17 protein-coding genes are annotated in these 21,058 nt (G+C 40.7%); 8 read left to right on the top strand and 9 right to left on the bottom strand.

Annotated features, from left to right (window positions below):
- The first annotated feature begins 32 nt into the window (after positions 1 to 32).
- Together E6139_RS09725 and E6139_RS09720 are read left to right on the top strand one after the other, a co-directional pair.
- Positions 33 to 2,198, top strand: a complete 2,166-nt coding sequence (locus E6139_RS09725) for an amino acid ABC transporter substrate-binding protein/permease (RefSeq protein WP_316402868.1) — start codon at positions 33 to 35, stop codon at positions 2,196 to 2,198.
- A gap of 12 nt (positions 2,199 to 2,210) precedes the next feature.
- Entirely contained in the window at positions 2,211 to 2,948 is a 738-nt protein-coding gene (locus tag E6139_RS09720) for an amino acid ABC transporter ATP-binding protein (protein ID WP_316402964.1), read from the top strand.
- Between the two features lie 20 nt (positions 2,949 to 2,968).
- Here E6139_RS09720 and E6139_RS09715 read toward each other — a convergent pair whose 3' ends face one another.
- Positions 2,969 to 4,012, bottom strand: a complete 1,044-nt coding sequence (locus tag E6139_RS09715; protein ID WP_316402867.1) for a glycerol dehydrogenase — start codon at positions 4,010 to 4,012, stop codon at positions 2,969 to 2,971.
- Between the two features lie 116 nt (positions 4,013 to 4,128).
- A complete protein-coding gene (gene tuf, locus E6139_RS09710; RefSeq protein ID WP_102871141.1) occupies positions 4,129 to 5,316 on the bottom strand; it encodes an elongation factor Tu in 1,188 nt (395 codons plus the stop codon).
- Positions 5,317 to 5,648: 332 nt separating this feature from the next.
- On the opposite strand from tuf, the gene E6139_RS09705 reads away from it, so the two are divergent.
- Genes E6139_RS09705 through E6139_RS09695 form a run of 3 tightly spaced genes read left to right on the top strand, consistent with a single transcriptional unit; the run spans position 5,649 to position 7,322 of the window.
- Positions 5,649 to 5,924, top strand: a complete 276-nt coding sequence (locus tag E6139_RS09705; RefSeq protein ID WP_316402866.1) for a hypothetical protein — start codon at positions 5,649 to 5,651, stop codon at positions 5,922 to 5,924.
- 1 nt (position 5,925) lies between these two features.
- Entirely contained in the window at positions 5,926 to 6,564 is a 639-nt protein-coding gene (locus E6139_RS09700; RefSeq protein ID WP_316402865.1) for an ATP-binding cassette domain-containing protein, read from the top strand.
- Positions 6,561 to 7,322 carry an ABC transporter permease gene (locus E6139_RS09695; RefSeq protein WP_316402864.1) on the top strand — a complete coding sequence of 254 codons (762 nt, stop codon included), beginning with the start codon at positions 6,561 to 6,563 and terminating at the stop codon, positions 7,320 to 7,322. The genes E6139_RS09700 and E6139_RS09695 overlap by 4 nt, the downstream gene beginning before the upstream one ends.
- Positions 7,323 to 7,366: 44 nt before the next feature.
- Here the strand turns inward: E6139_RS09695 and ilvA are convergent, their stop codons facing one another.
- The 7 genes from ilvA to E6139_RS09660 form a co-directional block, all read right to left on the bottom strand.
- Entirely contained in the window at positions 7,367 to 8,623 is a 1,257-nt protein-coding gene (gene ilvA / locus E6139_RS09690; protein WP_316402863.1) for a threonine ammonia-lyase IlvA, read from the bottom strand.
- Positions 8,624 to 8,637: 14 nt separating this feature from the next.
- On the bottom strand, positions 8,638 to 9,633 hold the full coding sequence (gene ilvC, locus E6139_RS09685; protein WP_316402862.1) for a ketol-acid reductoisomerase: 996 nt from the start codon (positions 9,631 to 9,633) through the stop codon (positions 8,638 to 8,640).
- 53 nt (positions 9,634 to 9,686) lie between these two features.
- Positions 9,687 to 10,163: an acetolactate synthase small subunit gene (gene ilvN / locus E6139_RS09680; RefSeq protein WP_016179202.1), complete on the bottom strand. Its 477-nt coding sequence runs from the start codon at positions 10,161 to 10,163 to the stop codon at positions 9,687 to 9,689.
- Positions 10,164 to 11,861, bottom strand: a complete 1,698-nt coding sequence (gene ilvB, locus E6139_RS09675) for a biosynthetic-type acetolactate synthase large subunit (RefSeq protein ID WP_316402963.1) — start codon at positions 11,859 to 11,861, stop codon at positions 10,164 to 10,166.
- A gap of 20 nt (positions 11,862 to 11,881) precedes the next feature.
- The gene (gene ilvD, locus E6139_RS09670) at positions 11,882 to 13,564 is read right to left on the bottom strand and encodes a dihydroxy-acid dehydratase (RefSeq protein ID WP_316402861.1); all 1,683 of its coding nucleotides are present in this window, start codon (positions 13,562 to 13,564) and stop codon (positions 11,882 to 11,884) included.
- A 499-nt stretch (positions 13,565 to 14,063) separates the two neighbouring features.
- Positions 14,064 to 15,869 carry an ABC transporter ATP-binding protein gene (locus E6139_RS09665; RefSeq protein ID WP_316402860.1) on the bottom strand — a complete coding sequence of 602 codons (1,806 nt, stop codon included), beginning with the start codon at positions 15,867 to 15,869 and terminating at the stop codon, positions 14,064 to 14,066.
- Positions 15,850 to 17,592 (bottom strand): ABC transporter ATP-binding protein, encoded by a 1,743-nt coding sequence (locus tag E6139_RS09660; protein ID WP_316402859.1) that lies wholly within the window; start codon positions 17,590 to 17,592, stop codon positions 15,850 to 15,852. Before E6139_RS09660 ends, E6139_RS09665 begins: the two co-directional genes overlap by 20 nt.
- Positions 17,593 to 17,669: 77 nt before the next feature.
- Between E6139_RS09660 and E6139_RS09655 the strand changes: the two genes are divergently transcribed.
- The 3 genes from E6139_RS09655 (at position 17,670) to E6139_RS09645 (ending at position 20,866) form a co-directional block, all read left to right on the top strand.
- Positions 17,670 to 18,512 carry a MerR family transcriptional regulator gene (locus E6139_RS09655; RefSeq protein WP_316402858.1) on the top strand — a complete coding sequence of 281 codons (843 nt, stop codon included), beginning with the start codon at positions 17,670 to 17,672 and terminating at the stop codon, positions 18,510 to 18,512.
- A 156-nt stretch (positions 18,513 to 18,668) separates the two neighbouring features.
- The gene (locus E6139_RS09650; RefSeq protein WP_316402857.1) at positions 18,669 to 19,082 is read left to right on the top strand and encodes a GNAT family N-acetyltransferase; all 414 of its coding nucleotides are present in this window, start codon (positions 18,669 to 18,671) and stop codon (positions 19,080 to 19,082) included.
- A 617-nt stretch (positions 19,083 to 19,699) separates the two neighbouring features.
- Entirely contained in the window at positions 19,700 to 20,866 is a 1,167-nt protein-coding gene (locus E6139_RS09645) for an RtcB family protein (RefSeq protein ID WP_316402856.1), read from the top strand.
- The last annotated feature ends 192 nt before the right edge of the window (positions 20,867 to 21,058 follow it).

Below are 21,058 nucleotides of genomic sequence, written 5' to 3'. Positions count from 1 at the left end.
TAAACAAATGATAAGTATATAGGAGGATTATTATGAGAAAAAACAAATTAATTCCATTCGTCGTTTTCTTAATGGCAAGTATTTTCACACTTGGCTTCGCCAGTAAGACCGATGCCGCGGAAAAGACATATAAAATCGGAACGGATCTGACTTTTGCTCCTTTCGAATTTCAAAACTCTGACGGTGAATACATAGGAATCGACGTGGATTTGCTCAATCAGATCGCTAAAGATCAAAATTTCAAGGTGGATCTACGTCCGCTAGGTTTCGACAGCTCAATCCAAGGTGTACAGTCAGATCAGCTTGACGGCATGATTGCTGGGATGAGCATTACAGATGAACGTAAAAAAACTTTTGATTTTTCAGAACCTTATTTTGATAGTGGAATTCAAATGGCTGTCAAAAATGATAACAAGGATATAAAGGATTACAAAGACCTTAAAGGCAAAACTGTTTCTGCGAAAATCGGGACAGAAAGTGCCACTTTCTTAGAAAAGAACAAAGACAAATACGGTTATGATATTAAGCTGTACGAAGCGGCAGATGCAATGTATAATGCTTTGACCAACGGAAATTCTGTAGCAATTTTTGATGACTATCCTGTACTTGGCTACGCTGTAACAAATGGTCAACCATTCAAATTAGTAGGTGATCCAGAAGAAGGCAGTTCTTATGGCTTCGCGGTGAAAAAAGGCGAAAATAAAGAATTATTGGAGAAATTCAATAAAGGCTTGAAGGACTTAAAGGACAACGGCGGCTACGATAAAATCGTTGCTAAATACATTTCTAGCGGATCTGGTGATCAGGCTGCCGCTTCTGAAGAAATGAAAAAAATTGAGCCGAAAAAAGATGTCTATGTCATTGCCAGTGATTCGGCCTTTGCTCCTTTTGAATACAAAGACAGCGATGGCAAATATAAAGGAATCGACGTTGACCTGTTGACTCGTGCCGCTGAGCTCCAAGGATTCAAGTTAGACATGAAGTACATCGGATTTTCTTCTGCGATGCAAGCCTTGGAATCTGGTCAAGCTGACGGAATGATCGCTGGGATGACCATCACAGATGAGCGAAAAGCTAACTATGACTTTTCTGATCCATACTTCCAAAGCGGAATTCAGTTGGCTGTGGCAAAGGATGACAATAACATCAAGTCTTATAAGGATTTAAAAGGGAAAACTGTGGGAGCTAAAGTCGGTACTGAAAGTGCTGATTTCCTAGAAGCTCACAAAAAGGAATATGATTACACGATTAAAAGCTTTGATGCGGCCGATCAATTATATGATGCTCTGAAGGTCGGCTCAATCGATGCGATGATGGATGACTATCCTGTTATCGGCTATGCTATAAACCAAGGTCAGGATTTGAAAACACCAATCAAACGTGAAGTCGGTGGCGAGTATGGCTTTGCTGTGAAAAAAGGACAAAATTCGGAACTTCGTGAAATGTTCACTGAAGCGTTGAAGGAAATGAAACGAACTGGTGAATACGATAAGATCGTCGATAAATACATTGGAGCTGAAAAAGAAGATAAGAAAGATGCAGTTGATGAATCAACTATCACCGGACTTTTGAAAAACAACTACAAATCACTACTAGACGGTTTATGGAAAACAATCGTGTTAGCTTTAGTATCATTTGCGCTTGCATTGGTATTGGGAGTCATCTTTGGGCTATTCCGGGTATCTCCTGTTCGCGGATTACGCACCTTTGCTGGCATATACATTGATATTATTCGCGGGATTCCAATGATGGTATTGGCTTTCTTCATTTTCTTCGGACTTCCTGGTATTACAGGAATCAAAATCCCTGACTTTGCTGCTGGGATTATCACTTTAACCTTGAATGCCAGTGCGTATATTGCTGAAATCGTTCGAGGCGGTATTAATGCTGTACCTGTTGGTCAAATGGAAGCTTCACGAAGCTTAGGTCTATCGTACAACCGTACCATGCAAAAAATTATTTTGCCGCAAGCAGTTAAGATCATGATTCCTTCTTTCATCAATCAATTCGTCATCAGTTTGAAAGATACGACGATCATCTCTGCCATCGGTGTGGTAGAATTACTGCAGACTGGTAAGATTATCGTGGCACGGACTACACAAAGTTCTTACGTTTACTTGATTATTGCGATCATGTACTTGATCTTAATCACGATCTTGACTAAGTTAGCGAACCGTTTAGAAAAGAAGGTGAAATAGATGGAAAAAACGATGGATAAAAAAATTGTCGTTAATCATTTAGTAAAAAAATTCGGTGATAATACCGTTTTAAATGACTTAAACATCACTATCAGTGAAGGTGAAGTGGTCTGTATCATTGGACCATCTGGTTCCGGAAAAAGTACGTTTTTACGTTGTATGAATCACCTGGAAGAACCGACCTCTGGTGAGATTATAATCGATGGACAGGACTTAACAGATAAACACACAGATATCAACTTGGTCCGTCAGCATATTGGAATGGTATTTCAACATTTCAACTTATTCCCTCACCTAACTGTTTTAGAAAATATTACTTTAGCTCCACTTGATCTAAAAGGTGAATCGAAAGAGTCTGCTGAAAAACGCGGTGTGGAATTACTAACACAGGTTGGACTTGCAGAGAAGAAAAACGATTATCCAGACAGCCTGTCAGGCGGTCAAAAGCAGCGTGTGGCAATTGCTCGTGCGTTGGCAATGAATCCTGACATCATGCTGTTTGACGAACCGACTTCAGCTTTAGACCCTGAAATGGTTGGAGATGTGCTGAAGGTTATGAAGGATTTAGCTTTACAAGGAATGACCATGGTAATCGTTACCCATGAAATGGGTTTTGCCAAAGAAGTAGCCGATCGTGTCATCTTTACTGACGGCGGGAAGATTTTGGAAGACGGCACACCCGAACAGGTCTTTAACAATCCTCACAATCCAAGAACACAAGACTTCTTGAACAAAGTTCTAAATATCTAAAAGAAACCCGTGAAATCACTTTAGATTTCACGGGTTTTTCTGAATGCTAACAAGGCTTGAAAAACGTTCTCTTTGGTTGCCGGTGATTGACTGCGAACAATGCCATCCTCTGGCGAAAAGGCAAGCTCTGTGACTTTTTTTAGTTCATTGACTGATGGAAAAATTGATAATGCTTCATAAGTAAGCGGTAGCTCTAACTTTTCAAACAATGCCTGATATTGTGTGAACTCTTCTTCTCGTCCTTCAATCCGTAATTGCTGCAGAGTAGTCAAAGCGATAATTTGACCGTGACTCCCCTTTATTTCTCCGCCCCACAAACTGACCATTGCATTGTGCAATGCGTGAGCTATACTCAGCCCTCCGGATTCAAAGCCAATACCACTCAACAATGTATTAGCTTCAATTACTGCTTCAAAAGCCGGCGATATTTTTTTCAGTTTATTTGCTTCCACTGCTTCTTCTGCATATACAAGCAATACATCACGGCATTTCTCAGCGATTGCTTCGGCTGCCAATGTGGGTAGAGCACCTAATGTGTTCACACCGCGATTTTCCCGTACGGTTCTCGCCTCAATCGAAGTTGATAGACCATCAGCGATTCCCGCCGTCAAAAAATGAACCGGACTATTAATTAGAATCGCTGTATCGACCAACACAAGATCTGGACTTTTAGTATAATAAGAATATTTTTCAAAATAGCCCTCACGATATTTAACTGAGATCCGTGATGTCGGTGCATCCGTAGAAGCGGATGTAGGGACAACAACCACAGGACAATTTGACTCAAAAGCGAGAGCTTTCCCTAAATCAATTGCCCTACCGCCACCTAAAGCAACGACAGAATCAAATGCTCCAATAGGTTTTTCTTGCTCTACCACCCATACGAAGATTTCCCCGCCTAGCTCCATCAATTTCTTACATAATTGTTCTCCCAGCATTTGATAAACAAAGCCATCAGTTACTATCAAGCACTTTCGACCAAAAGCTAGTATATCTTCCAAGTGATTCCATAAAACATTTTCTCCCTGACGATAAGTCATAGGACTAACAAACACTTTTTCCATATGCTCTCCTTCTTATCCTGTTTAGAAATATCATAGCAATCAAATAAAAGCGTTGCAAGTTGTGTAAGAATGCAAAAAACACGCAACGACTAGCGTTGCGTGTTAATCAAATCTATTTATGCTTCGATTTCAGTTACGATACCTGAACCAACAGTACGTCCACCTTCACGAATAGAGAAAGTTGTTCCTTTTTCTACGGCGATTGGATGGATCAATTCAACATCGATTGTCACATTGTCACCAGGCATAACCATTTCGGTGCCTTCTGGCAATGCGATGTTTCCGGTAACGTCAGTTGTACGGAAGTAGAATTGAGGACGATAGTTGTTGAAGAATGGAGTATGACGTCCACCTTCTTCTTTCGTCAATACATAAACTTCTGCACTAAATTTCGTATGCGGTGTGATTGAACCTGGTTTAGCTAGAACTTGTCCACGTTCGATTTCATCACGTGTAATACCACGTAATAGAACCCCAACGTTGTCGCCGGCTTCCCCATAATCCAATGTTTTGCGGAACATTTCAAGTCCGGTTACGACTGCTTTTTGAACCTCAGGTTTGATCCCGATAATTTCAACTTCGTCGCCGACCTTGACTTCCCCACGATCGATACGACCGGAAGCTACAGTTCCGCGACCAGTGATAGAAAATACATCTTCGACTGGTAATAAGAATGGCTTGTCAGTGTCGCGTTCTGGCGTTGGAATGTATTCGTCAACAGTATCCATTAAATCAAGGATTACTTGTTCTTGTTCAGGATCGCCTTCTAAAGCTTTCAAAGCAGAACCTTTAAGAACTGGAATATCATCACCTGGGAATCCATATTCAGAAAGCAATTCACGTACTTCCATTTCTACTAGATCAATCAATTCCTCATCGTCAACTAAGTCAACTTTGTTCAAGAATACGATTAAGTGCTTAACACCTACTTGACGTGATAACAAAATGTGTTCACGTGTTTGAGGCATTGGGCCGTCAGTAGCAGATACTACTAAAATAGCACCGTCCATTTGAGCCGCACCGGTGATCATGTTCTTCACATAGTCCGCGTGTCCAGGAGCATCAATATGGGCATAGTGGCGTTTTTCAGTTTCATACTCAACGTGTGCAGTGTTAATAGTGATTCCGCGTTCACGTTCTTCTGGTGCAGCATCGATACTAGCGTAGTCTTGAGGGTTTGCTAGACCTTTCTTGCCTAATACCGTTGTGATTGCTGCCGTTAAAGTTGTTTTCCCATGGTCAACGTGACCAATAGTACCAATATTAACGTGTGGTTTACTTCTATCGTAATGTTCTTTTGCCATAATAAACAAACCTCCTAAAAAGTGTAAAAATTCTTACGGATATAGTGTAAAGCATTTTGGGCTAAATGAAAAAGATTTACACTTATTTACTTTTTGTAAGTAACTATCCGAGATCATAATACATCAGAATTGGTCAAACTCCAAATAATATGTTTCAACTTGCTCATGGATGAAATGATTTTGAAAATTTTCTGTGCTTTATGTGCTCCAAGCAAAATCAGTAAGCTATAATAAAGATGAATGAATGTACAGAAGCAAAAAATATTGTTTTAATAGTATTGGACTTTTTTAGTAATGTCTTTTAAAACAACTAAAAGCTGGAGGAATATTCCATGGAAAATTTTCAAGAAAAATTGATGCTGCTTCCAACTGAGATAACTAGAGCTTACAGTGTCGGCTTTGTTTTTGTTAAAGAGAATGACCGCTACTGGCATTTTCCAGCAAGACAATGGACGGAACAACAGATCCAGAACTACTTTTTGGAACGCTATGGAAAAACAAGTACTTTTCATCGTTATCCTGAGTTGAAGTTAAAGCACCTCGTTGTGACTGACATGCCTTCACTCTTTGTTATCGTTCCATACGATCCAAGAAAGGAAAATAATTGATATGACGTTCCTAGAACTAGATTCTATTAGTTACCAAAATGATCAAAGAACAATTTTAGACCAAATTACATTAAGCGTTAAACAAGGAGCTTTCTTGACGATCACAGGACCCTCTGGCGGAGGAAAAAGTACATTGCTTCGATTGATTGCTTCCTTGTTAACACCAACTAGCGGAGAAATTCTTTTTCACGGAAAAGCACAGCAATCCTATGAATACACAGAATATCGCCAACAAGTTTCTTATTGCTTTCAACAGCCCTCCCTATTTGGTGAAACTGTTCTAGATAATCTAACTTTGCCTTATACCATTAGAGACCTTACTCCTGATCAAACGCAGATGCTTGAACATCTCCAAATGGTAGATCTGCCAAAAGAATACTTGACAAAAAATATCTCTGAATTATCAGGCGGTGAGCGGCAACGAGTAGCTCTGATTCGGAATATTTTATTTTTACCACAAATTTTGCTATTAGATGAGGTGACAACGGGGCTTGATGAACAAACAAAAACAGTCATTCATCGATTGATCAAAGATATTCAGCAAAAAGACTGCACGATTTTGCAAGTTACCCATGATGAATCTGAAATCCAAGCAGCAGAGGAATTGCTGATTGTCCAAGGAGGAAAATTAAAACAATGAATCAATTAGCAGTGAACGATCTTTCTTTAGTTTTGGCTTTTGCAATGGTGATGATCGCTGTTGCGATCAGTGCTAAAGAGAAGCTGAATCTAACGAAAGACATCCTTTTTAGTATTTTTCGTGCAATCGTTCAACTAGTTATCGTCGGCTATTTGTTAAAGTATATTTTTCAAGTCAACAATAACTTTTTGACGATTGCTATGAGTCTCTTTATTGTGTTCAATGCTGCGTGGAATGCACATAAAAGAAATCCCAGTCTCCATAAAAAATATCTTCATTCGTTAGCAGCAATCTTTATTAGCACTTATATTACCCTTGGTTTGTTGATTTTAACTGGGGCAATAAAATTTATACCCTCTCAAATCGTTCCTATCACTGGTATGATTGCGAGCAATTCAATGGTAGCAATCGGATTATGCTATAGAGCGTTAAACACTCAATTTCATGACTTGAGACAGCAGGTACTAGAAAAATTAGCCCTTGGCGCATCAATCAAACTGGCATCTAAACCGATCCTGCAGCAAAGTATCAAGACTGCCATGCAACCTACTATTGATTCTGCTAAAACAGTTGGACTCGTCAGCTTGCCCGGAATGATGTCTGGTTTGATTTTCGCCGGTTTAGATCCCGTTCATGCCATCAAATATCAAATTATGGTTACCTTCATGTTACTATCAGCTACAAGCCTCGGATCAATTATCGGCGGATATACTGCTTATAAAAACTATTTCAACTCAGACCATCAATTGATTGTATAAAAAGAAGGGAACTCAGAAAAATTTCTTTTCGAGTTCCCTTCTTTTTATACTAGTAAATTGTAGAGCGTTTTATTTTGACTTAATTCAATATAGCTTGAGTCAAACGCTTTTAATCGCTTCAATAAATCGGGTAACGTTTCTGCTTTCTTCAACAGCACGCCAATCACTACTGGTCCGGTTCCTCGATTACTCTTCTTTGTATATTCAAAACGAGTAACATCATCGCCTTCGCTTAGAACTTCTGATACAAATTCCTTTAATGCACCAGGACGTTGCGGGAAGTTCACGACAAAGTAGTGCTTAACGCCTTCATAGATCAGTGAGCGTTCTTCAATCTCAGCCATCCGATTGATGTCATTGTTTCCACCGCTGATGATGCAGATGACTGTTTTGCCTTTAATCTTATCTTTCATCAACTCTAAAGCTGCCACACTCATTGCTCCGGCTGGTTCCACGACAATCGCTTGTTTCCCATACAAATCTAAAATGGTTGTACAAATCAAGCCTTCGTCAACAGACATCAGCTCATCGACATATTTCTTACTGTGTGAGTAAGTAATTTCACCGACACGTTGAACTGCGGCACCGTCGACAAATTTATCGATCTCAGCTAATTTGACCGGCTGTTCTTCTTCAAAAGCCGCCTGCATTGAAGCCGCTCCTTTGGGTTCAACACCGACAATTTTAGTGGTCGGTGAGGTGTTTTTCACGTATGAAGCCACTCCACTGATCAATCCACCTCCACCAATCGCTGAAATGACATAATCTGGCTTATAGCCTTCGCTTTCCGCGTCGGTCATCATTTCCAAAGCCAGCGTTCCCTGACCGGCAATGATGTTTTTGTCATTAAAAGGGTCGATAAAGGTCATGCCGTTTTCTTCGCAGTATTTCCTTGCGGCAGCGGCAGAAGCATCAAAGGTATCGCCGACTAAATGAATATCCGCAAACTCACCACCAAAGAATTTTACTTGAGAAACTTTTTGTTGCGGTGTGGTAGTCGGCATAAAGATCGCTGCTTGTGTCTTCAATTCATGACACGTATAAGCAACTCCCTGTGCATGATTTCCCGCACTTGCACACACCACACCTTTTTTCAATTCTGCCTCAGGAAGTTTCTTAATGGCATAATAAGCACCACGTAATTTAAATGAACGAACTTTTTGCAGGTCTTCCCTTTTCAATAAAATGGTCGCCTGGTATTTTTCAGATAAATAACGATCATATTGTAACGGCGTATGGTTTACAGAGTTTTTCAATAATTGATAAGCACTGCGCACCTCAGTATCTTTGATTAATTCCATCGCTGCATCCCCCACTAATCTTTACGACTTACAAATGGCATCATTTTACGTAATTCGCCGCCCACTTCTTCAATTTGATGTCCTGCGCTCTCTTTGCGCATCTTATTGAATTCTGGGAAGCCGTTCTTGTTGTCATCGATGAATCCTTTAGCGAATTTGCCATTTTGGATATCAGTCAAGACTTCTTTCATTCCTGCTTTAGCTGTTTCTGTAATTACGCGCGGTCCTGAAACGTAATCCCCATATTCCGCAGTATTAGAGATTGAGTTACGCATTTTCGCAAATCCACCTTCATAAATCAAATCAACAATCAATTTCATTTCGTGACAAACTTCGAAGTAAGCCAATTCAGGTTGATAGCCAGCTTCAACTAGTGTTTCAAAACCAGCTTCGATCATACTAGTCAATCCGCCGCAAAGCACTGCTTGCTCACCGAACAAATCAGTTTCGGTTTCCTCTTTAAAGGTTGTTTCCAAAACGCCCACTCGTGTAGCGCCAATGCCTTTTGCATAAGATAACGCTAAGTCTTGAGCAGCTCCTGTTGCATCTTGATAAACAGCAAATAATGCTGGAACCGCAAACCCTTCAGTGAAAGTACGGCGAACCAAATGGCCTGGTCCTTTCGGAGCTACTAAGAAAACATCCACGTTTTTCGGTGGTTTGATTACATCAAAATGAATATTGAATCCATGAGCAAAGACTAAAGCAGCACCGTCTGCTAAGTTTGGTGCGATTTCATTGTCGTACAGAGCACCTTGGATTTCATCTGGAGCTAAAATCATGACTACTTCGGCTTTTTTAGTTGCTTCGTCTACCGGCAACACATCAAACCCGTCTTCGCGAGCAGCCTCAGCGGATTTTCCTTCTCGCACACCGATCACGACTTGATGACCTGTATCACGTAGATTTTGTGCATGAGCATGTCCTTGTGAACCGTAACCCACCACAGCAATTGTTTTTCCTTCTAAAGCATCCTTCGCTACTGCATCATCATAATAAACTTTAACCATAATTTTTCCTCCAATTTTTTAAACTATATTAATAGCAAAATTAAATTTTGCGCTTAACCTCTGCTAAATCCGGTTACCCCGGTTCGTGCTAATTGTTTGATGCCATATGGCCGCAATACATCAATGCATGCATTGACCTTTTCAGTCGAGCCGGCAACCTGCACAACGATCGTTTTCAATCCAACATCCACGACATCGGCGCGGAAGGGATCAATCATTGCTTGGATCTCTGATCGAGTAGCCGCAGGAGCACTGACTTTAATCAAAGCTAACTCTCTTTCAAGATGAGGCTCATCGGTTACATCAGAAACTTTAACCACATCTATCTGTTTGTTTAATTGCTTTGTTACTTGCTCTACATCCGCCAATGTGTCCGCTTGGATAATGATCGTCATTCGCGACTCACCGTCTCTCTCTGTACGTCCAACGGAGACACTGTCCATGTTTACTTGTCGTCGGTTCAAGACGCTCGTAATTCGACTCAACACCCCAGCCTGGTCGTGAACCATTGCTGTAATCATTCGTCTCATTTAATCCACCCCCAACATCTGATCATTCGGCATACCTGCCGGAATCATCGGTAATACATGTTCTTTGTTGCAGATCATAACTTCGATCAGCATTGGTCCCGGTGTAGCAAAAGCCTCCTGCAGCTCTTTTTCCAGTGTATTCGGATTCGTAATTTTTTTATTCCCGATCCCATAAGCTTCAGCCATCTTCATAAAGTCCGGTTGCTCTTGGAAAACGGATTGGGAACGACGTTCATTGTAAAATTTCTCCTGCCATTGTCTAACCATTCCGAGGGATCTATTGTTCAACAGTATAAATTTAATATCTAAATTATTTTGGTTCAAAATGGCTAATTCTTGATTAGTCATCTGGAAACCTCCGTCACCGACAAATACAACAACGGATTCATTCGGTTTTCCAAATTTTGTCCCAATTCCTGCTGGGATACCGTACCCCATTGTTCCAAGACCGCCGCTGGTGATTAATTGCTTCGGAAATTGAAATGGATAAAATTGCGCGACCCACATTTGATGTTGACCAACATCGGTTACGACATAGGATTTCCCTTTTGTGATCCGACCGATGATCTCAATTACCTCTTGCGGTTTGATGACTTCTTCATTCCATTCATATTTCAATGGATATTTTTCTTGGCGCGCTTTGCAGAGCATTCGCCACTCTTCGCATTCAGGTGCGTCAATTTCGATCGTCAGCATTTGCTGCAAGGCAATCTTCGCGTCACCTACAATTGGGACATCAGTATGAATAATCTTGCCGATCTCTACTGGGTCCACATCAATATGGGCAACCTTCGCATTTGGTGCAAAAGCATCCGGCGAACAGGCCAAGCGATCATCAAAGCGGCTGCCGATGTTAATTAGTAAATCGCATTCCATCATAGCCATGTTGGCTGCATAGGTGCCGTGCATTCCGCCCATCCCAAGAAAGTTCGGATGATCATGAGGCAGCAATCCCAAACCTAGTAACGTGCTAACAGTCGGCAGTTGATATTTTTCAACAAATTCTCTTAATTCTGCTGCACCATCAGCAGCGATTACGCCGCCGCCAACTAAAAGAATCGGTTTCTTAGCCTTCTTCAGTAAGTTCATTAATCGTTCGATCTGCAAGATTGATGGTGTCGTTGTAGGCTGATAGCTTTCTAAATGGACAGGTTTGTCAATATTTGGATTTGACTTAAATGTCATGATATCTTTTGGTAGATCAATCAGAACTGGACCTTTTCGTCCAGTTGTCGCGATATGGAAGGCTTCATTGACGATCCGCGGTAGTTCATTCACATCTCGAACTTGATAATTGTTTTTTGTAATGGGTACGGTAATTCCTAACATATCTGCTTCTTGAAAAGCATCCTTCCCGATTCCCGGTGTCGTAACCTGTCCTGTAATAACAACTAATGGTACAGAGTCGATCATTGCATCTGCGATCCCAGTTACAACATTGGTTGCTCCTGGTCCGCTGGTAACGATTACTACTCCTGGTTTGCCAGTAGCTTTGGCATACCCTTCTGCCGCATGTACCGCTCCTTGCTCGTGACGCGTAAGAATATTTGGAATCGATTCATCATAAAGGGAATCATATAATGGTAAGACGGAACCTCCGGGATACCCGAAAATCAATTCAACTCCTTGATTCTCCAGACATTTGATTAATAGATCGGCGCCTGTTTGCAAATCTTCAGCTTCCACTTTTTGCTTCATTTCTTCCACCCCATTTCCCCCTATTCTTCAGGTAGTTTCATTACACCACCGGTATGTGCTGAGGTTACCATTGCTGAGTAACGTGCTAACCAACCTTTTTTGACTTTCGGCTGGAATTTCGTTAGTCCTTCTTTTCGTTTTGCTAATTCTTCTTCTGAAACAGCTACATTCAATGTGCGATTTGTTAAATCAATCGTAATTTCATCGCCATCTTGAACTAAAGCAATTGGTCCACCGGCAGCTGCTTCTGGTGAAATATGCCCAACCGCAATTCCACGAGTCGCACCAGAGAAACGTCCATCTGTAATCAGTGCAACATCTTTGCCTAAACCGCGACCTACGATACTTGACGTTGGTGCCAGCATTTCCGGCATCCCCGGTCCGCCTTTTGGTCCTTCGTAGCGAATAACTACCACATGGCCTTTAGTAACGGTATGGTTATCGATTGCTTCAACCGCTTCATCGTGAGAGCCAAAGCAAATTGCTTTACCTTTAAAGACTTTGATACTTGGATCAACACCGCCGACTTTGATAACACTGCCCTCCGGTGCAATATTTCCATAAAGAATGGAGAGTCCTCCCACTGGACTGTAAGGTGCTGTTTTGGGATGAATCACTTCTTCATTCATGATCTTAGCTGAAGCGACATTTTCACGTAATGTCTTGCCCGTAACGGTGATTCGGTCAGAATGGATTGCCCCATCAATTGAAACTAGCTCATTGATAATCGCTGGTACGCCTCCTGCTTGATGCACATCATGCATTGAATAACTGGAAGAAGGAGCGATTTTAGATAAATAAGGAACTCTTTTGGCAATCTCATTGATATCCGATTGATCATAATCAATCTCCGCTTCGTTGGCGATCGCCAATGTATGGAGCACGGTATTCGTCGATCCGCCCATCGCCATATCTAAAGCAAAAGCATCATCAATTGCTTCTTTTGTCACGATGTCACGAGGTTTAATTTGTTTTTTCACAAGATTCATTAAATGTTTCGCCGATTCACGAACCAATTCACGCCGTTCATCAGAAACTGCTAAGACTGTACCGTTCCCCGGTAAAGCTAGCCCTAGCATTTCCAGCAAGCAGTTCATGGAATTTGCCGTAAACATACCAGCGCAGGAACCACAGGTTGGACAAGCGTTTTGCTCCATGAATAGGAAGTCTTCTTTGGTCATTTTCCCTTCTTTGAAGGTACCAACAGCTTCAAACATCGAAGAAAGTGTTGTTTGATGACCAAGTGGATCGATCCCTGCTTTCATCGGACCGCCTGAACAAAAGATTGAAGGAACATTCGTCCGAACAGCCGCCATAATCATCCCAGGTGTGATCTTGTCACAGTTAGGAATGTAGAAAACACCGTCAAACCAATGGGCATTGATCACTGTCTCTGCTGCATCGGCAATCAGTTCACGACTTGGTAAAGAATAGCGCATACCGATATGTCCCATCGCAATCCCGTCATCTACTCCAATCGTATTAAACTCGAAAGGAATACCGCCGGCTTCACGAATTGCCTCTTTTGCCACATCAGCCAGTTCTCGCAGGTGGACGTGTCCTGGTACAATATCAATATAAGAATTACAAATAGCAATGAACGGTTTATCCATATCATGGATATTTTTTACTTGGCCAGTCGCATATAATAAGCTTCTGGCGGGTGCTGCATCAATTCCTTTTTTAATCTGATCACTTCTCATTGTCACATCTCCCTACTTTTAGCTAACTCATTTTTATTGAGGGTCATTTTTCAACCCCATGAAAAATGAGCTTATTTTCGTTCGCATATCATTGTACTAAGTTCTCTGCTTGATCATTTGTTATCCATCATTAGTTTTATTCTTTCGCTAAATAAACTGCGAAAAGTACAACTGACAAAAAGAGCATCCCATCAATAAAATGGGATGCTCTTGCAAGAACCCCATTTGTAACGCAAACAGGACTCAAACAAACGGTTAAAACTTCTTCCGCGTTCTAAGTCCTGGACTCAATAATTAATAAGACGATGCCATCGAAATTATTGTATTTACTCTTGCGCATAAAAATCGGCTCCTCATTTTTCTAATAGTATCTTAATCATTTTTTTATACTATACATTTCATAAGATTAAAAGTCAATGAATTTTCAGAATATTTTCTAACTTAGCAACTTTTTGGTTCATTTTTATTCAAAAAATAAGCTCAACATAGAATGTCGAGCTTATCCGGCAAATTGACTATTATAAAGATTCGCGTAAAAGTCGCCTTTTTTCATCAAGCTGCGATGACTCCCCTGTTCAATAATCGAACCTTCTTTCATCACTAAAATCAAATCCGCATTTTTAATGGTAGATAACCGATGAGCGATGACAAAGCTCGTCCGTTCCGCAGTTAATTGATCCATCGCCTGTTGGATCATTCTTTCTGTTCGAGTATCCACGCTCGATGTCGCTTCATCTAAGATCAATAATTGCGGATCGGCTAGGATCGCCCGCGCAATCGTTAAAAGCTGCTGCTGGCCTTGCGAGATCTGGGTCCCATCGGAGGAAATAATCGTGTCATAGCCATTTGGCAGCGTGCGAATGAAGTGATGGCATTGCGCATCTTTTGCTGCCTGCACAATTTCTTTTCTAGTGGCATCGGGATTGCCATAAGCGATATTATCCGCTACAGTTCCTTCGAATAACCAGGTATCCTGCAGGACCATACCAAACTTCTGTCGAATCTCAGCACGTGAAAAATGACTGATATTCTTTCCATCGACTTCGATTTGACCACCTGTCAATTCATAGAAGCGCATCAATAGGTTAATCATTGTCGTCTTTCCAGCTCCAGTCGGTCCGACGATTGCTACCATTTGCTTTGGCTTTACCTTGAAATTAACATCTTCCATTAAAAGACGATCCGGCGTGTAGCCGAATGCTACATGCTTGAAGCTTACTTCGCCTCGCAAATTTTCTGGAACAGCTACACTTAGAACTTCTTCTTTTTCTTCCGGCTGATCTAATATCTCAAAAATTCGCTCTAACGCCGCAAATGCGCTTTGCAAACTATTAATCACATAGGAAACCTGTGTGATCGGTTCAGAAACTTGGTTCACATATTGTAAATAAGCTTGAACTAAACCAATCGATAATTGACCATTGATTACCATGATACCGCCAACGACAGCACTTGCAACGAAACCGAGCTGATTAATAAGACGAATCAATGGGTTGATGGCGAAGCTGACAAATTGAGCTTTTTTGAAGGCTTGAAATTGTGCTTCATTCAGCTTATCTAACTCATCTGCGGTTTCGTTTTGCCGGTTGTAGGATTTGATCAATAAATTTCCAGAATAGTTTTCCTCCGCTTTAGTTCCGACAGCGCCTAAAGCTGCTTGATTCTCAGAGAAATACTCCTGATTCTTATGAGCCAACCGATTGGTCAAAAAGAGGCTGATCAAAAGAATACCTACGATTCCCAATGTTAATAACGGACTCAAATAGATCATCAGCCCTAGTCCGATGACGATCGATAATATCGCTGAAATCATCTGCATCAAGCCGACTTGCAGGACTTCTGACACTTTATCCAAATCAAGGGTCGCTCTAGTTAAAATATCTCCGGTTTTGTATTGATCAAAAAAGTTCATCGGCAAGCGATTCAATTTCTCTGTCAACGTCTTTCTCAAACGTAAGGTTAGCGTTTCTGCCACGCTTGCCATGGTATACTCTTGCAGCAATGAAAATAGCGAGACGCCTCCCCAGGCTAAAAAGAGCCAGAGCACAGGCTGAAGCAAAGCCGCAAAAAGATTGTCCCAACTAACCGACTGAGTACGAACCAACGCTATGATCGCGTCCAAACCCCAACCTAAGATCAAGGGAGTAACAGCCATCAGAGCCGCAAAGCAAATAGCAGAGGCAATGATGATTATGAAACGAGCCTTTTGCTCCGCTAATAGTTTAAATAGACGAATCCCGGTTTTCTTAAATTCTTTTGGTGTTTCTGTATCTACGTTTTTTTCATCAACTTGCTTGATGCCCATGCTTCTTCCCCTCCATTCCTTGAGATTTAGCAAATTCTTGATAAACAGTACACGTTCGAAGCAACTCTTCGTGTGTCCCTTTACCAACGATTTTTCCTTCTTCTAAAACAATGATCTGATCAGCATCTTTGATCGTTGACAGTCGTTGAGCAACGATCACGATCGCTGCATCAGATAGATAGGTTTTCAACGCTTTTCGCAGCTTCGCATCGGTCTGATAATCCAAAGCAGAAAAACTGTCATCAAAGAAATACAAATCAGCTGACTTGATCAATGCTCGAGCAATACTCAAACGCTGCTTCTGTCCGCCAGAGAAGTTATTGCCTTTTTGAGCGACGAATGCATTGAATTGTCCATCTAAGTTGTTGATAAAATCTTCTGCTTGAGCTACTTTAGCCGCTTGTTTCATTTCCGCTTCTGTTGCCTGCGGATTTCCAAAAAGAAAGTTGTCCTTAACCGTTCCGCTGAACAAGAAGGCTTTTTGCGGCACATAACTGATTCGTGCTCTCAAAGCCTCTTGCGTGACATTTTGGATTGGCTCGCCGAGAAAGCGGATCTCGCCTTTCGTTGTGTCCCTTAGCCGCAGTAACGCTTTTGCAATCGTACTTTTACCTGATCCAGTTCCGCCAACGATTGCTGTCACGCCTTTTGGAATCTCGATGCTGATATTGTATAAGACTGCTTCCTCTGCTCCACTGTAGGCAAAGTCCACATGATCAAAAACTGCGATGGATGCATCCTGTTTCTTTTCAAAAGAAACTTTCGGCCCATCAACGATTTCTTCCTGAGTGTCAATAACTTCACCAATCCGCTCTAATGAAGCCAGTGCTTTAGGGATCATTACGATTACCATCGCCGCCATCGTCAAGAACCATAGGCTCAAGATGGTGTACTCACTGATTGCCGTCAAGCTTCCGATCGGTACACTTCCTTGAACGACTAACAGTCCGCCATAAGCTAAGACAGCTGTCATCCCTAGACCCATCGTAAGATTGACGGTCGGATTCAAGACAGCGAAAAGTTTATTTACCCGAATCATCACGTCCGCGTAGCTACTAAAAGTTTTGTCAGTCCGTTTCTTTTCAAAGCTTGTTTTATTAAATGCTCGAATCACGCGTACGCCTGTGTAGAATTCTCGTAAAATCTGCATCATTTTGTCCATACGCTGCTGCATCACATCAGCAAGAGGAACCGCCTTCTTAATGACGAACAGTGAAACGATCGAAAAGAGTACGATTGATACGATCGGAATCCAAATAAACCGCCATGAAATTGCTCCTGTTAAAACGATTGAAGCTAAACAGATTAATGGCGCCGGAATAATCATCTGGAATACCATCATCATGATTTGCTGAATATTGGTGATATCACTGGTTGTCCGAGCTAATAATGTAGGAGTTCCAAATTCGTCCATATCTGCCATTGATAAACGCTGTGTCTTATCAACTAACTGCTTCCGTAAGAAATAGCCAAAACGTCCAGCTAAAATAGCTGAGAAATAGCTGGCAATAATTGAGACAATCCCAGTTAACACTGCAATTCCTAACATCAAAGCGCCATTTCGCCAGATCGCTCCTTGATCCTTAGTTAAAATACCTTCATCAATAATTTCAGCAACATAGTAAGGAATCATCAACGTTCCAACCGCTTGCACGATCATTAAGATGAAGGTGCCAAGGAACATCATTTGATATTCTTTGAAAAAGACTTTGAATAATTTCATCTTTTTTTCCCTCCTTCTCCTATGGTAGAATAAACTGTAACGTAACGTCACAGTCAAGCAGAAAATGGAGTTTTTTTATGAAAAAATATTTGACCATCAGCGAGATGGCAAAATACGCTGGAATTAGTCGCCGTACGCTGATTTATTATGACCAAATTGATCTATTTAAACCAGCAAAGGTCGGTGAAAATGGTTATCGCTACTATGGAATTGACCAGTATTTTGAATTAGATGTCATCCTCTTGTTAAAAAATCTCGACGTTTCCTTAGATGAGATTCATATCTTCTTAAAAAATCGGAATGTCGATTATGTCCTTGATGGCTTTATGAGACAGAAACAAAAGGTTGATGAACAGATAAATAAATTAAACGTGATTCGCGGGGCATTAGACAGCTATATTGAACGGTACACGACTTTAAAGAACTTTGATCTAGAATCAATCACTTATTCTTATCGTAATGCCGAATCCTTCGTGATCTCTGATACGATCGAAAGCTATGACGACTTTGATTCCGTGCAGATTTACGGCAGGTTTTATTCCTCAGTAGACAGTAGCGATCTCTTTAGCGGATATCCTATCGGTTTTTTGGTAGACGGTTCTGCCTTTTATGAGAAAAATTTTCACGATGCTCCCTATCGTGCGCTAGTGAAGATCCCTGAAGAACGATTGCACATCTATGATAAACAGCGTGTCATCAAACGACCGGCTGGTTATTACGTATCCGGCTTTATGAAAGATGAGATCCATCATATCAATACCTTTAATAATCGTTTCAGAAGTTATCTGAAGGAAAATGAATTGGTTTTAAATGGCGATATTTGGGAACTATTGTGGCAAGATGAAACCACCTCAGAACATCCTGAAGATCAGATATTTGAAGTACTAATACCTGTAAAGCGTAAAAAAGGTTCTGAGTAATTATCAATTTCTTTAAAACTCCAGAGACATTTATCTTAATCAAAAAAGCTTTTTTATTTCTTCGTGGATCATATTTTGATACAGTGAAATAGTTGTAGAACGAATGATGAAATTGTTTTGATGTGTCTAATAGCACCTTACGATAAGGAGATTATGATGAATTTTGAAATTACCGATAGTATTCAAGAAAAGGATAAGTCAGAGATTATGACAGGATTGATAAACTACAATCTTGCTCGAATTGAAAACAAAAGTTCAAAAGAATTAGGTATCTATTTAAAGGACAAACAGGGAAAAATGATTGGCGGCTTAATTGGAGAGACACATGGAAATTGGCTAATGATTGAATTTTTGTGGGTTGATGAACTACATAGAGGAACTCATATAGGTAGTCAGCTGCTGGAACAAGCTGAGTCGACTGCCAAAAAAAGAGGCTGCAGCTACGCTTTTTTGGATACATTTAGTTTTCAAGCACCTACTTTTTACAAGAAGCACGGATACAAAGAGGTATTTACCTTAAATGAGTACCCACCTATCGGAAAACGATTTTATTTCACTAAAATACTTTGAGCGGTAAAAGAGTCGTTTCTCCAGTGTTTGATTAGTTGACCTTACTTTTGAAGAATGATTATCTACTATCATCTTGAACAACTATTTGCCAATGTTTGATGCATTGGTAAAATGGAGAGAGATTATCACCAAATTTGTATCATATTTCCAATAGAATCGAGCTTCTGTTAACCAAATAGCCTTGACACCCTGTCTGTATTGATGATAGGATGAAAAAAGAATTTCATGAAGGGAGAGAGTATGATGATGAAGACCAGAAAAAATAAGCAAATACATTTGATTGCGCTTTTTGATTTGTTTTATTGGAGCAGAGTGTCTTTTTCTGAGGACTCTCTAGATGCTTAAATAAAGTTTATTTGTCAAACTGCCAATCGTGGATTGGCAGTTTTTTTGCTATTTTTACGCATTAGAATTATGCCGAAAAGATAGCAATCATTAAGCGGTAGCCATAGTTTTCGGACCTAAAAAAATATTGGGTACCATTTACCAAGATAACTGCACATTTCTAACGTAAAATTTTAACGGAGGTGTTTCCTATGAGTGGAAAAAAAGAGAAATCAGAGAAGAGAATAAATTAACTAGAGGAATAATTTAATTCCTCAAAGAGAGGATTAAATATGTTAACGATAAAAGGAAAATATAATTCAGCAATTGTGTACACAGATATTTTGACAGATAGTACAGTCGGTCAAATTATGACTCTTTGCAATCAAAAATTTGTTCAGAATGCAAAAATTCGGATTATGCCAGATACTCACAGTGGCTCTAGCTGCGTGATTGGTACAACTATGACAATTAAGGATAAAGTAGTCCCTAATCTTGTCGGTGTAGACATTGGCTGCGGACTCAATGTGACAAAGATCAGAAAAGGTGTCAAATTGAATTTTGATAAGTTGGATCGTACAATTCGTAATCGAATTCCTAGTGGTCACCATTCGCACGGAAAACCTCAATACGCTTTTCCCTTAGAAAAGGTGCTGGCTCCGATTCACCGCGGATGGGCACTGCGGAGCTTGGGAACATTAGGTGGCGGCAATCACTTCATTGAAGTGAATGAAGGAAGTGACGGTTACTATCTGGTCATTCATAGCGGTAGCCGTGTGTTAGGTAAGGAAATTGCTGAATACCACCAGGAAATTGCCTATCAGAAGTTGACACAAAGGCGGCAAGAACTAAAGCTGCAAGCAAAGACGACGAATGATCCAAATGAAGAGGAACAGCTGGTTCAACAACGAGAAGAAATAAAAATACCTTATGAATTGTCGTACATGTCTGAGCAAGATCTGATTAACTACCTATCAGATATGAAAATCGCTCAACAATATGCGGCATACAATCGGCAGAGCATGGCACGGACAATCCTAAAAGCTATGAAGTGGGAAAAATATATCATCGAAAGCTTCGACAGTCCTCATAATTATATCGATCTGGAGCACATGATTTTACGCAAAGGGGCTGCTTCTGCCCGATCAGGCGAAAAAATGATCGTTCCCTTAAACATGAAGGACGGTTCCATTATTGGTATCGGAAAAGGCAATGATGAGTGGAATCAATCCGGTCCTCATGGAGCAGGTCGTACAATGAGCCGCTCACAAGCCCGAGTATCGATTAGTCTAGAAAATTATCAGCATATGATGCGCCACGTTTGGACGACCTCTGTTTCTAAACGTACGCTAGATGAAGCACCCAAAGCGTATAAATCAAAGAAACAGTTGCTAACGAATCTACACGAAACAATGGATGTAAAAGAAATTATTAAGCCATTGTATAATTTCAAAAGCTAAGCAGAAGACGATGGAAAATCAAAATGATTCTCCATCGTCTTTATTTTTCAAGTGGTTAACCTAAGAATGAAGCCGATACTAAAGTACTCTTACCTGCATACGACGGAGTTTGGGAGCCACTTCATCGGACGTGATTGAGCCACCTGAATCGGGAAAAACTGAGCCACTCGAATCGGAGATAGAGAGCCACCT

Origin of the sequence: Enterococcus sp. (assembly GCF_032555305.1) — a bacterium.
Lineage (GTDB): Bacteria > Bacillota > Bacilli > Lactobacillales > Enterococcaceae > Enterococcus_A.
The sequence above is the reverse complement of the archived record's forward strand: the minus strand, read 5'-3'. Positions and strand labels throughout refer to the sequence as shown.